Consider the following 13205-nt stretch of genomic DNA (forward strand, 5'->3'; position numbering starts at 1 on the left):
GGTGGTGGGCTGGGCGCTATCGAGCGTCGCCTCCGGAGGCTCCCGCGGACATCACGTATTCACGTGGTCTTGCCGCTGACCAGGTCGAGGACCGCGTCCCAGTCGGCCGGCACGGTGTCGGCGCACCACGCCACGTGCCCGTCCGGGCGGACCAGCGCGAGCGGGCGGTCCCAGCCGGCGCGCACGCTCGCGTCCGCGACGGGCAGGTGGGTGACGGGGATGCCGCGGCCATTGGCGGCGGCGGCGAGCGGGGCGCCGGCCGCCTCCCCGGTGAGGTCGACGAGGGTGAGCGCCCGGCCGAACCGGTCGGCGAGCGCCTCGCCACCGTCCAGGCGCAGGTCCGGGGCCCGGCCGCCGGGGCGGATCGTGCCGCCCAGGCCGCTCGCGCCGCTGTGCCAGACCACGGCCGAGGTCGCGTGCCGGGCGGGCAGGGCGCGGGCGTCGGGGCGGTGCGCCTCCTGCCGCAGCAGCCCGGCGAGCAGCTCGGGGGCGGCCCCGGCCGCGGTGAGCCGGCCGAACCGGCGCCGGGTCTCCAGCGAGCGGGCCAGCAGCTCCCGATCGAGCAGGGCGACCGGCCGCCGCTCGGCCTCGTAGCTGGCCAGCAGGGCCGGGCCGCCCCAGCCGTTGATCTCGGCGGCCAGCTTCCAGCCCAGGTCGACGGCGTCGGCGAGGCTGGTGTCGGCGAGCTCGCCGGCCGGGTGGAAGCGGTGCGCGGCCTCGCCGGCCAGGAACACCGGGCCCCGGCGGTACGCCGCGGCGACGGCCAGGGCGTCGTCCCACTGGGCCACGCCGAGGATCTCGGCCACCTCCAGGCCGCTGCCGAGCCGCGAGCGCAGCATCGCGACCGGGTCGGTGGTGACCGGCTCGTCGGCGCCGACCGGCAGGTGGGCCACCCAGCCGTCGCCGTCGCCGCGGGACACGCTGGTCACGCCGCCGACGACCACGGCGACGGGGTGGGCGTCCTTGGCGGGCAGGCGGGGGTCGGCGCTGCGGAAGAACACCGAGCAGTGCCGGGCGGGGCTGCCGAGGCTCTCCATCGGCACCTCCACGCAGCGCCGGACCGTGCTCTGCGCGCCGTCGCAGCCGACCAGGTGCCGCGCCGCGATCGTGTGCCGCACGCCCGCGTGCACGTCGAGCACCGTGGCGACGGCGCCGTCGGGCTCGACGCGCAGGCCGGTGAAGGTCCAGCCCTCGCGCAGGTCGACGAGGGGGTGCCCGCGCAGCTCGTCGCGCAGGCGCCGGGCGAGGTCGGCGGCCGGGACGCGATGGTCGGGCCCGCCGCCGGACGCGGTGCCGGGCGAGGAGACGAGCACCGGGTCGTCGTCGAGGCCGGTGCGCCACTCGACGTCCTCGGGCTCGGGCGCCTCCGCGTAGCGCTCGATCACCGCGTCGAGGCCGAGCCGGCGTAACAGGCCCATGGCGTGCCCGGTCAGCCGGTCGACGCCGGGGTGGCGGGGCGGGGCCACGGCCCGCTCCACGACCAGGCAGGACACGTTGTGGTGGGCGAGCTCCAGCGCGAGGACCGCGCCGGTCGGGCCCGCCCCGACCACGAGAACCTGTGCGCTCGACGGCGTCGTCACCGGTGTTCCCCCATCGCTCGGCCACGGCGACGCCTTCGTCGCCAATGGTCATGCTCGGGCCCGGTGGGTGCCCCCGTACATCACGTGTTCAAGCGATCCCGGTTCACGAGGTTGGCCAGCTCGACCCGGCCGCGCAGGTCGAGCTTGGTGAAGATCTTGCGCAGGTGGCTGTCGACGGTGTGCCGGGACAGGTGCAGCGCGCTGGCGACCTGGCGGTTGGTGAGCCCGAGGGCGACCTGCAGGGCCACGTTCTGCTCGGCCGGGGTGAGCTGGTGCAGCGGGGAGCCGGGGCGGAACCCGGGCCGCTCGGTGGGGGCCTTGGGGCCGCCGAGGCTGAACTCGAGGCGGCGGCGGGCGCGCTCGGCCCGGCAGTCGGTGACGATGGCGATGGCCTCGGCGGCCCAGGCGCGGCCCTGCTGGTCGTCGGCGGTGTTGAGGGCGGCGTCCTCGAGGGCCCCGGCGAGGGCGAGGCGGCGCGGGGTGCGGCGGAAGCGCTCGACGGCGCCGCGCAGCAGCCAGGGGTCGCCGGTGAGCACGCCCTCGGCGTGGTCGGCCGCGGCGGCGAGGGAGAGCTGGCGCGGGTTGCGGGCGACGAGGGCCCGGGCCGCGGCGACCACGGTGCGGGCGCGGGGCAGGTCGCCGGCGCGGACCGCCAGGTGCACGAGGGCCGGGGCGGTGGACGGGTCCTGCGCGATGAGCACCGGCCGCGCGGGCAGCGCGTCGATCAGGCCGGTCAGCGCGGCCAGGGCCGCCTCGGGGCCGGCGATCGCCTCCTGCAGGACGCCCTCGGGCCAGTACATGTCCTCGGGGGCCGCGGTGATCCCGGCCGCCATCCGCCGGTGCATGTGCGCGAGGTGGGCCTGGGCCTGGGGCAGGTCGCCCTGCAGGACGGCGAGCCGGGTGAGCTGGCCCAGCAGCGGCACGGCCAGGGCGTAGGCGGTGAGGTTGAGCGCGATGGCCACGCCGGCCTCGGCCTCGGCGACGGCGTCGTCGAGGCGGCCGCGGGCGGTGAGCAGGGCCCCGTGGTAGTAGTGCCACAGCGGCGTGGACCAGGCGGTGCCGAGGCGCTCGGACTCGCGGCGGCCGCGGCGGTAGGTCTCCTCGGCCTCGTCGAAGCGGTCGAGGCAGGCCTGGGCGTCGCCGAGCCAGATCCGCGGGTGGCGGTGGGCGGCGTCGCCGCGCACCTGGTCGGCGATGCCGGTCGCGCGCTCGGCGTGGCCGAAGGCGTCGTCCAGGCGGCCCTCGGCCTGGGCCACGAGGCTGCGGCCGGTGAGCCCGAACACCGAGGCGGCGTACTCCCCGGTGGTCAGCCCCGCCGCCGTCGCCGCCTCGCCGTCCGCGTCGGCCCCGGGCAGGTCGCCGGAGTAGAAGCGGGCGTGGGCGCGGATGGCGTGCAGCTTCGCCGCGACCGAGCCGGGCACGGCGGGCACGGCGAGGCCCTGGTCGGCCCACTCCACCGCGAGCCGGTTGTGCCCGGCGTGCTTGAACGCCTCGGCCAGCCCGAACTTGAGCATGGCGTCGGTGCGCGGGTCGAGCCCGGCGCGCAGCGCGGTCTCGCCCAGGTCCTGCGCCCGCTCGAGCCGGCCGGCCGAGGCGAGCAGCGTGACGGCGTCCGCGACGAGCGCCACCCGGGCCGGGTCGTGCTCGCCGATCACCAACAGCGCGTGCTCGATCAGGTCGGCGGCGGTGCTGGGCGCGGCCGGGGCGACCTCGAGCGCGGCCTCGTGCAGGATCGTGACGGCCTCGCGGCGGCCGGAGCGGCCGGTCTTGAGCAGGTGCTCGGCCACCTCGACCGGCGGGCGGCCCTCCTCGCGGGCGATCGCGGCGGCCTGGCGGTGCAGCATGGTCGCGACGGCGGGGTTCAGCGTGCCGTACACCGCCAGCCGCACCAGGTCGTGCACGAACTCGAGCTCGTCGCCGTTGTTGACCAGCACCCGGGCGTCGAGCGCCTCCTTGACCTGCTTGACCAGCGGGCCGGGGCGCACCTCGAGCAGCTCGGCGACCGCCTCGATCCCGAACGGCCGGCCGAACACCGCCGCCGCCTGCAGCAGCTCCTGGGCCTCGCTGGACAGCCCGTGCAGCATCTGGTCGACGATCGTGATGAAGCTCGACGGCAGCTCCTCGCCGACGACGGTGCCGATCCCGTCGGCCACCACCAGCTGCCCGGTCATGTGCAGCGTCCGGACCAGCTGCTCGATCTGCAGCGGGTTGCCGTCGCAGCCGCCGGCCAGGGCGAGCACGGTGTTGTCCACGTCGGCGCCGACGACCTGGGCACACAGCCGGCGCACGGCGTCGTCGTCGAGCGTGCCGAGGGTGAGCTGCTCGTGCCCGTCGCGCACGAGGCGCTCCATGAGCTGCTGCCCGGGCGTGCCGGACGGGGCCGGGCGGTGCGCGAACACCCAGCGCACGGGGGAGGAGGCCAGGGCCGGGACGAGCTCGGCGACGGCGAGGGCGGACAGCTCGTCCATCCACTGGGCGTCGTCGATCGCGATCACCAGGGGCCGCTGGGCCGCGTAGTCCTCCAGCGCGGCGCCGAGCCGCTCCAGGGTGCGGTACTGCGCGTCGTCCTCCTCGCGCAGCCAGCCGATCGCGGGCTCGGCCGGCCGCAGCTGCTGCAGCGTCCCCGCGAGGGTGATCAGCGGGGCCGCGCGGTCGAGCTCGAACGCGGCGCGGGCCGCGACCGAGACCCCGCGCGCCCGCGCGCACAGGATCGAGGCCCGGACCAGGTGAGACTTGCCGATGCCGGCCGAGCCGGTCACGATCGTGCACCCGCCGAAGCCCTCGGCGGCGCCGGACACCGCTGTGCGCAGGACGGCGAGCTCCCGATCGCGCCCGAATGTCCCCGCGGCCGGTGCAGTCAGCGAAATCACCCCAAATTGTCAGACGTCTCAGCGGAGCTCGGTTCGGTTATCGTGGCTGGCCTGCGGTGATTCTCTCGGTACTCGATGATCGACTTGAACAGCCATTCGGGGGAGCCGGACGAACCCGGACGGCATCCTCCGTTGGCCCGATATCGTGCTGCTCCCGGCCCGCCCGGCGGGGCGGACAGGATTTCGGCCAGCAGGCCCCGCAGAATCGCCGGGCCATGCTCGGTCAGCACCGATTCAACATGAAACTGTATTGACCGCGCTCGTGCCAATCGCATCGCGTGCACCGCCCCGGTCGCGGCATCCCGCAATATCCCAATTCGCTCCGGCCGGCCGTTACGCACGGTGGTCACATGAATTGCACTCATTCGATGCCTCGGGGCCCCTTCGGCGGGTCCGCACACGGCGACGAAGGTGTTGTAGAAGCCGACCCGCCCGAATCCGGGCACCCGCCGGGGCTCGCCCTGGGCCGGCCGGGCGAGCCGCCGGATCGGCAGGCCGAGCTCGTCCGCGAGGACCTGGTGACCGAGGCAGACGGCGAGGGTCGGGGTCCGCTCGGCCAGCAGCCGCCCGGCGATCTCGTGCAGCCGGTCGATGCGCGGGTCGTCGCGGTCGCGGGGGTCGCCGGGGCCGGGGCCGAGCACGACCGCATCGTAGCCGTCACGCAGCGTCGGCCGGACGTCCACGCGCAGCCCGAGCGCCTCGGTGAGCCGGGCCAGCATCGCGGTGAAGTCGTCCTCGTTGTCGATGATCAGCACCCGGCCGGACAGCGGCCGCAGCCGCACCGGCCGGCCGAGCCAGAACGGGGACAGGCCGGCGTTGCGACGGCGCAGGGCGCGCTCGAGGGCGGGGAGCTTCGGCGCTGCCGCCGCCGTCCGCTCACCCGCCAGCGCCCCCAGCAGCGCCGCGGCCTTCGCCCGGGTCTCGGCCGCCTCCGCCGCCGGGTCGCCGTGGCGCACCAGCGTCGCCCCGACGCCGATGGTCACGGACCCGTCCGGCCCGATCTCCGCGGTGCGGATGATCAGCGCCGAGTCCAGCGCGCCCGGGGCGAGCAGCGCGATCGCCCCGCCGTAGTAGCCGCGCCCGGTGCCCTCGCGCGCCGCGACCACCCGGCACGCGGCGGCGATCGGGCTGCCGGTCACCGTCGGGGCGGGCATGGTCGCGCGCAGCACTTCGGCCGGCCCGAGCCCGGTGGGCCCGTCGATGACGTACTCGGTGTGCGCCAGCCGCGACATCGGCCGCAGCCAGGGCCCCCGCAGCCGGCCCCCGCCGTCGCAGATGCGGGCCATGGTCTTGAGCTCCTCGTCGGCGACCATGAACAGCTCCTCGGTCTCCTTGCGGTCGGCGAGGAACCGGCGCAGGCCGCGGGCGGTCGGGCCGCCGGGCGGGTAGCGGTACGTGCCGCTGATCGGGTTCATCGCGGCGATCCCGCGCTCGAGGCGGGCCTGCGACTCCGGGGTGGCGCCGAGCAGGGTGCGGCCGCGGCAGTGCAGCAGGAACGTCCAGTACGCCCCGCGCTCGGACCGCAGCAGGCCGGCGAAGGCCGACAGCGCGGCGGTGGGCGTGAAGCCGGGGATGCGCGCCCGGTAGGTGCGGCGGATCACGAAGTTGGAGCCCGTGCCGCCGCCGATGTCCTCCTGCACCACCCGCCGGACGACCTCCGCATACTCGGCGTCGTCCAGGTCGAACCGGCCGTCGAGCAGGCCCGGGGAGCACGAGGGCAGCAGCTCCAGCACCGAGGACACCGGCAGGGAGGCGGACCAGGTCACGGCGAAGGCCAGCGGCGGGGCCCCGTCGTCGACGCAGGCCAGGCCGCGCTCGGCGATCGTGCGGTAGGGCAGCGCGGCCACCACCTCCGAGTCCACCGGGTCCGGGATCGAGGCGAGCGGGACCCCGACGCGCAGCTCCACCCGGTCGTCCCGGCACACGAGCGCGAAGGCCTCGGCGCCGGCGATACGCTGCAACCACGGATGCGTCATGCTCGTCACCGTCGCAGCGCGCCGGTGAGGGCGGCCACTACCCATTGAGGTAGTGGGGCGTGTACCGGCCCGGGCCTAGCGTCGGTAGGCGTGGCTCCCAATGACAGTTTCGCCCGCCGGGTCCGGCTGGACCGGTTGTACCGCAACGGATCCGGCGGCCTGCTCATCGTGCCGCTGGATCACCCGATCAGCGGCGCCCCGATCATCCACAGTGGACGTTCGGGGGGTCTGGACCGGCTCGTCGGCGAGCTCGCCGCGGGCGGTGCCGACGCCGTGGTCCTGCACAAGGGCGCGCTGCGGCACGTGGCCGCCCACCGTTTCCGCGACCTCTCCCTGATCCTGCACCTGTCCGCCGGCACCGGCCTGTCCGCCGACCCCGACGCCAAGGTGCTCGTCGGCTCCGTCGAGGAGGCCCTGCACCTGGGGGCCGACGCGGTCAGCGTGCACGTCAACGCGGGCTCGCCGACCGAGCCGCGGCAGCTGGCCGACCTGGCCGCGGTCGCCGGCGACTGCGACCGGTGGGGCGTGCCGCTGCTGGCCATGGTCTACGCCCGCGGCCCCGGCATCGCCGACGGCCGCGCCCCGCGGCTCGTCGCGCACGCCGCCGCCATCGCCGCCGAGCTCGGCGCCGACCTGGTCAAGACGGCGCTGCCCCGCGACGCGCACGACCTCGCGGCGATCACCGAGGCGAGCCCGATCCCGGTGCTCGCGGCCGGTGGCGACGCCCTGGACAGCGCCGCCGCCCTGCAGCACCTCGCCGCCGCCATGCGGGCCGGCGCGGGCGGGGTCGCCGCGGGCCGCCTCGTCTTCAACGCCCCCGAGCCGGCCGCGATGGTGCGCCGGCTCGCCGCACTCGTCCATGACCGCACCCCGGCCCGCACCCGATGAGAAGGAGTACCCCCATGAAGCAGTGCTGGCTCGACATCCGGGCCGCCGAAGGGCTCAAGTCCGTCCTGTGCCAGGAGGCGATCCACCGGGGCTTCGACGCGATCGTCGCCGACGACCCGGCCGACCTCGCCGGGCTGCCGCCGACCGTGAGCCGGGTGCTGCTGCCCGGCAAGGAGCTGCCCGACTCCTTCGGCGACGCCGACCTGGTCGTCGTGGACCCGGCGCAGCACGGCGAGCCCGGCCGGCTCGCGGCCCGCCACCCCGGCGTGCGCTTCGGCGCCCACGTCGACGTGACCGACGCCGACTCCCTGGCCGCGGCCTGCGCGAGCGTGACCCGCGACCCGGTCACCGTGCTGCGCTTCGCCGACCCGACGAACATCCCGCTCGAGATCGTGCTGGCCGCGGCGGCCGACGCGCACGGGCTCATCGTCACCACCGTCGAGCGGGCCGCGGACGCGCCCGTGTTCCTCGGCGTGCTCGAGCACGGCCCGGACGGGGTGATGCTGGCCCCGTCCGCGCCCGGCGAGGCGGGCCGGCTCAAGGACGCGGTCGAGCGGCGCTCCCCGGACCTGGAGCTCACCGAGCTGACCGTCACCGCGATCACCCACGCCGGGATGGGCGAGCGCGCTTGCGTCGACACGTGCACCTATCTCGCCCGCGACGAGGGCATCCTGGTCGGGTCGCGGGCCAAGGCGCTCGTGCTCTGCGTGAGCGAGACCCACCCGCTGCCGTACATGCCGACGCGCCCGTTCCGCGTCAACGCCGGCGCGATCATGTCGTACACGCTGGCGGACGGCGAGCACACGCGGTACCTCAGCGAACTGCGCGCGGGCGGCACCGTCCTGGCCGTCGGGGCCGACGGGCGCAGCCGCCCGGTGGTCGTCGGCCGGGTGAAGATCGAGACGCGGCCGCTGCTGTCGATCGACGCCGTGGCCGAGGGCGGCGAGGCGGTCAACGTGATCGTCCAGGACGACTGGCACGTGCGCATCCTCGGGCCCGGCGGCGCGGTGCTGAACTCGACCGCGCTCAAGCCCGGCGACCGCATCCTCGGGTACCTGCCCCGGCGCGAGCGCCACGTCGGCTACCCCATCGACGAACTCTGCTACGAGCAGTGATCGCCATGTTCGACTTCCACGCGCGCCTGACCCCCGGCCCGGGCGCGGCCGAGGCCCTGCTGGGCGCCCTCGACGAGGCCGGGGTCGAGCGGGCGGCGGTCTGCGCCGGCGGGGTGGTCGGGCTCGACCGCCTCTCGGTGCAGATCGTCGACGGCGGGCGGAGCAAGGCCCTGGCCGACAACGAGGGGGTCCGGCGGGCGTGCGAGGCGTCCGGCGGGCGGCTGGTGCCGTTCTTCTTCGCCGACCCGTACCGCGACGCCGCCGGCTACGAGGCCGCGGCGCCGCGGTTCCGGGGCCTGGAGATCTCCCCGGCGGTGCACGGCTTCCGGCTCGACGACCCGCGGGTCGACGCGCTCGTGCGCATCGCCGCGCGGCACCGGCACCCGGTCTACGTGGTCTGCCTCGGCCGGGCCGGCACCCGCACCGAGGACCTCGTCGTCCTCGCCGGCCGGCACCCGGACGTCACGTTCGTCTCCGGCCACTGCGGGCACACCGGCCTGGACGCGGCCGGGCTCAGCCTCGTCGCGCCCCTGCCCAACATCGCCGTCGAGCTCTCCGGCTGCTTCACGGCCGTGGCCCGGCTCGCGGTGCGCCGGCTGGGCGCGCACCGGGTGCTCTTCGGCACCGAGCACCCGCTGCAGCACCCGAGCGTCGAGGTCGCCAAGCTGCGCGCCCTCGGCCTGCCTCCGGACGAGCTCGCGCTGGTCTCCTTCGGCAACGCCGACCGGATCCTGGAGAACTCATGACGCTGCCCCAGATCGGCGACTGGCACGACTTCGCCGGCCTCGCCCGGCTCCAGCAGGAGCGGCTCCCCGCGGTGTACGCGGCGGCCGAGCGCTCCCCGTTCTACCGCGAGCGCGGCCTGGCGCCCCTGCCCGAGCAGCCGCTCACGACCAAGCAGGACCTCCGCGACGCGTACCCGTTCGGCCTGCTCGCCTGCGACCGCGCCGACATCGCCACCTACCACGAGTCCAGCGGCAGCAGCGGCGAGCCGACCGCGTCCTACTACACCGAGACCGACTGGCTCGACCTCGCCGAGCGCTTCGCGCGCAAGTGGACCGGCATCGCGCCCGACGACACGATGCTGGTCCGCACCCCGTACGCGCTGATGATCACCGGGCACCTCGCACACGCGGCCGCCCGGCTGCGCGGCGCGACCGTGGTGCCGGCCGACAACCGCTCGCTGGCCACGCCCTACTCGCGGGTGGTGCGCCTGCTGCACGATCTCGGCGTCACCCTCACCTGGTCGCTGCCGACGGACACGCTGCTGTGGGCCGCGGCCGCGCGCGCCGGCGGCTACCGCGACTTCCCGAGCCTGCGCGCGCTGTTCGTCGGCGGCGAGCCCGTCGGGCCCGCGCGCAAGGCCCGCATCGGGCGGGTGTGGAACGCGCCGGTCGTGGAGGAGTACGGCGCCACCGAGACCGGCAGCCTGGCCGGGGAGTGCGCGCACGGCACCATGCACCTGTGGGCCGACCGGGCCGTCTTCGAGGTGCAGGACCCGGACACGGGGGAGCTGCGGCCCGACGGGCGCGGCCGGCTGGTCGTGACGCCGCTCTTCCGCGACGCGATGCCCCTGCTGCGCTACGCCATCGAGGACGAGGTGGAGGTGGCGTACCGCGAGTGCCCCTGCGGCTGGCACCTCCCCGCGGTGCGCCTGCTCGGCCGCTTCGCCCGCGGCGGCCTGACCCAGCTGGGCCTGGAGGAGCTCGTCTTCGGGCTGCCGGACGACTTCGGCGTCTGGTTCTGGCGGGCCCGGGTCGACGGCGACCGGCACCATCCCCGCCTCGGTGTGGAGATCGAGGTCGCCGACCGCTGGCGCACCGCCGCGACCGCGACCCTGACGGCGGCGCTGCGCACCGCGTACCCGCACGTCGAGCCGCTCGTCGTGCCCGTGCCGCCCGGCGGCCTGGTCCCGCACCGGCTGCTGACCGCGACCGCCGAGGTGATGAAGCCGCGCGGCCTGTTCGGCCCGGACGAGGACTGGGACCGTGCGCTGCGGTACTACTGAGCCGCTCATCGTCGGCGCCGGGATCGGCGGCCTGACCGCGGCCGTGGCCCTCGCCGCCCACGGCGTGCCCTGCGAGGTCGTCGAGCGTGCCCCCTCCCTGCCGGCGTCGGGCTACGGCATCCAGCTCCCGCCGAACGCGACGCGCATCCTCGCCGGCCTCGGCGTGGACCTGGGCGCCGTATCCCTGCAGCCCTCGGCGCGCGAGATCCGCCGCTGGTCGGACGGCGCGCTGCTGGGCCGGATTCCGCTCGGCCCGGCCGTGCGGTCCCGCTACGGCTCCCCATATCTGACGCTGCGGCGGGCCGACCTGGTGCAGGCTCTCGCCGCGCGTGCCGGACGCATCCACTTCGGACAGACGCTGCGGCCGGCCTCGTTCGTCATCGGCGCCGACGGTCTGCACTCGACGGTCCGCGGCCTGCTGGTCCCCGGCGGGCTGGTCGACGTCGGGTACACCGCCTACCGTGCGGTGCTCCCGCAGGTCGAGTCGTCGGTGGTGACGGTCTGGCTCGGCCCGGGTGCGCACGTCGTGGCCTATCCGATCCCCGGCGGGCTCAACCTCGTCGTCGTGGCCCGCCCGGGGGAGCGGTTCGGGGGCTGGCACGGGCCGGTGCGCGCGCTGGCGAAGGCGGCCACCCGGGGGTTCGCGCTGCGTACCCGCGCGCCGCTGCCGGCCTGGCACCGGGACGGGGCCGTCGTCATCGGCGACGCGGCCCACCCGATGCCGCCCTTCCTCGCCCAGGGCGCGGCCCAGGCGATCGAGGACGCCGCGGCGCTGCCGTGCCACCTCGGCGACCTCGCCGGGTTCGAGGCGGCGCGCCGCCCGCGGGCCGAGCGCGTGGCCGCGGCGAGCGTGGCGGGCGGCCACGAGTACCACCTCCCCGACGGCGCCGAGCAGCGCCGCCGGGACGAGCGGATCGCGGCCTCCGGGCTGCCCGGACAGGATTGGTTGTTCGCATGATGCCCGCCGTCGTCTCGTATCCGATGCCGTCGCCGCCCCGCCCGGGGCCCGCCCCGTGGCGGCCGGACCCGTCGCGCTGTGTGCTGCTGATCCACGACATGCAGCGGTACTTCGTCGACCGCTTCGACCCCGCCGTCCCGCCCGGCCGCGAGCTGCTGGCGAACGTCGCCCGGCTGCGCTCGGCGTGCACCGGCCTCGGCATCCCGATCCGGTACACCGCCCAGCCCGGCCGCATGACCCGGGCCGAACGCGGCCTGCTGCACGACGTGTGGGGCGCGGGCATGACGTCCGACGAGTCGAGCCGGGGTCTGGTCCTCGAGCCCGCGTCGCCCTCGGAGGTGGTGACGAAGTGGCGGTACAGCGCCTTCCACCGCACCCCGCTGCTGGACACGCTGCGGCGGCTGGGCCGCGACCAGCTGCTCGTGTGCGGCGTCTTCGCGCACCTGGGCTGCCTGCTGACCGCCGCCGACGCCTATGCGCACGACGTGGAGCCGTTCCTCGTCGCCGACGCCATGGCCGACTTCACCGCGGCCGACCACGCGCTCGCCCTCGACTACGCCTCGCGCAGCTGCGCCGCGACCCCGACGACCGACGAAGTCCTAGGATCGTTCTAGGCGGGCGTAGACGAGGATGTTGCCGCGGTACTCGTGGCGGAGGCGGTCGAAGGTGCCGCCGCACGTCACGAGCCGCAGGGCCGGATAGTCGACCGGGCCGTAGACGGCATCCGTCGGGAAGTCGGTCTTCGGCACCTCCACCACCCGCTCGACCACGAAGACCGCCGCGGTGCCGTCGGCCCGGCGCACGGTCGCGGTGTCGCCGGGGCGCAGCTCGCGCAGCCGGTAGAACACGGCCGGGCCGTCGTGGGCGGTGTCCACGTGGCCGAGGAGCACCGCGGGCCCGACCTCGCCCGGGGTGCGCAGGTTGCGGTACCAGCCGGCCGGCGCGCCCGGCTTGAGCGGTGGCACCTCGACGGTGCCGTCCGGGTTGAGGCCGAGCGACATGAGCGCGGTGTCGATCCCGATCGCGGGGATCGTGAGCCGCACGGGTGCGGACGCTCCCAGCCCGTTCGTCCGCACCGCCGTCGCCGGCGCGGCCGAGCTGGCGATCGGGATCGGGTCCGGCATCGGGGCGGAGGCGGCGGGCGCGGCGGCCGGGCGCTCGGGCGGCGGGGGAGCGGGGGACGCCCCGATCACCAGCAGCGTGAGGCCGCCGGCCGCGAGCAGGCCGGTCAGGCCGTCGATCACCAGGCGCCGGGGCGGCCGCACGGTCAGCGCCGCCCGGTCGCCGGGCGCGGGCGGAAGACCACGAGCGCGGCCGCGGCCAGCAGCAGGACGATGCCCGCCCCGGCCAGGAGCGGGTTGCGCATGCCCAGGCCGTCGCCGCCGCCCGTGTGGGGCGCGCCGCTCGGGGCCGGGCCCGTCGGGTTCCCATTGCCGCTCAGGCCCGACGAGCCGTCGTTCGCGGCCGAGGCCGCGGCGGCCGCGGAGCGCGAGGCGGCGGCGGAGCGCTCCCGCTCGGCGGCGGCCGCGGCGGACCGGGCGGCGTCGGCGGACCGGGCGGCCGACACACTGGCCGCGACGGATGCCGAGACCGAGGCCGAAACAGAGGCCGACACAGAGGCGCCCGGGGCGGCGCGGTCGCCGGAGCCCGAGCCGGTGAACTGGCAGTAGGCCAGCAGGGCGAGCAGTATCACGATGAGCGCGGCGCCCCCGGCCGCGACCGCGGTGCGGTTGTCGCGGGCGGACAGCCGCCGGCTTCCCGGTTCGGTCATCGCACCGTCCCCTTCCGCGAGAGACCGCGAAGGCCCTGG

General features: G+C 76.2%; 11 protein-coding genes. 6 read left to right on the top strand and 5 right to left on the bottom strand.

Going from position 1 to position 13205, the window contains the following annotated elements:
• Nucleotides 1–59: 59 nt before the first annotated feature.
• The 3 genes from AC6JBM_RS01345 to AC6JBM_RS01355 form a co-directional block, all read right to left on the bottom strand.
• A complete protein-coding gene (locus tag AC6JBM_RS01345) occupies nucleotides 60–1580 on the bottom strand; it encodes an FAD-dependent monooxygenase (protein ID WP_497981774.1) in 1521 nt (506 codons plus the stop codon).
• A gap of 80 nt (nucleotides 1581–1660) precedes the next feature.
• A complete protein-coding gene (locus AC6JBM_RS01350; RefSeq protein ID WP_497981775.1) occupies nucleotides 1661–4450 on the bottom strand; it encodes an ATP-binding protein in 2790 nt (929 codons plus the stop codon).
• Nucleotides 4447–6426, bottom strand: a complete 1980-nt coding sequence (locus AC6JBM_RS01355; protein ID WP_497981776.1) for an anthranilate synthase family protein — start codon at nucleotides 6424–6426, stop codon at nucleotides 4447–4449. The genes AC6JBM_RS01350 and AC6JBM_RS01355 overlap by 4 nt, the downstream gene beginning before the upstream one ends.
• A gap of 90 nt (nucleotides 6427–6516) precedes the next feature.
• Here AC6JBM_RS01355 and AC6JBM_RS01360 point away from each other — a divergent pair, with 90 nt between their 5' ends.
• The 6 genes from AC6JBM_RS01360 to AC6JBM_RS01385 are packed head-to-tail and all read left to right on the top strand — an operon-like array spanning nucleotide 6517 to nucleotide 12009.
• Nucleotides 6517–7314: a 2-amino-3,7-dideoxy-D-threo-hept-6-ulosonate synthase gene (locus AC6JBM_RS01360; RefSeq protein WP_497981777.1), complete on the top strand. Its 798-nt coding sequence runs from the start codon at nucleotides 6517–6519 to the stop codon at nucleotides 7312–7314.
• Between the two features lie 14 nt (nucleotides 7315–7328).
• Entirely contained in the window at nucleotides 7329–8429 is a 1101-nt protein-coding gene (locus AC6JBM_RS01365; RefSeq protein ID WP_497981778.1) for a 3-dehydroquinate synthase II family protein, read from the top strand.
• 5 nt (nucleotides 8430–8434) lie between these two features.
• Entirely contained in the window at nucleotides 8435–9175 is a 741-nt protein-coding gene (locus AC6JBM_RS01370; RefSeq protein WP_350625042.1) for an amidohydrolase family protein, read from the top strand.
• Nucleotides 9172–10437: a phenylacetate--CoA ligase family protein gene (locus tag AC6JBM_RS01375; RefSeq protein WP_497981779.1), complete on the top strand. Its 1266-nt coding sequence runs from the start codon at nucleotides 9172–9174 to the stop codon at nucleotides 10435–10437. The genes AC6JBM_RS01370 and AC6JBM_RS01375 overlap by 4 nt, the downstream gene beginning before the upstream one ends.
• Entirely contained in the window at nucleotides 10418–11395 is a 978-nt protein-coding gene (locus AC6JBM_RS01380) for an FAD-dependent monooxygenase (RefSeq protein WP_497981780.1), read from the top strand. Before AC6JBM_RS01375 ends, AC6JBM_RS01380 begins: the two co-directional genes overlap by 20 nt.
• Nucleotides 11392–12009, top strand: a complete 618-nt coding sequence (locus tag AC6JBM_RS01385) for an isochorismatase family protein (RefSeq protein WP_497981781.1) — start codon at nucleotides 11392–11394, stop codon at nucleotides 12007–12009. Before AC6JBM_RS01380 ends, AC6JBM_RS01385 begins: the two co-directional genes overlap by 4 nt.
• On the opposite strand, the gene AC6JBM_RS01390 is transcribed toward AC6JBM_RS01385, so the two are convergent.
• Nucleotides 11995–12660 (bottom strand): class F sortase, encoded by a 666-nt coding sequence (locus AC6JBM_RS01390; RefSeq protein ID WP_497981782.1) that lies wholly within the window; start codon nucleotides 12658–12660, stop codon nucleotides 11995–11997. The two genes, AC6JBM_RS01385 and AC6JBM_RS01390, sit on opposite strands and share 15 nt — an antisense overlap.
• A 2-nt stretch (nucleotides 12661–12662) precedes the next feature.
• Nucleotides 12663–13166 (bottom strand): hypothetical protein, encoded by a 504-nt coding sequence (locus AC6JBM_RS01395; protein WP_497981783.1) that lies wholly within the window; start codon nucleotides 13164–13166, stop codon nucleotides 12663–12665.
• Nucleotides 13167–13205: the final 39 nt, after the last annotated feature.

This window comes from Dactylosporangium thailandense (assembly GCF_059739745.1).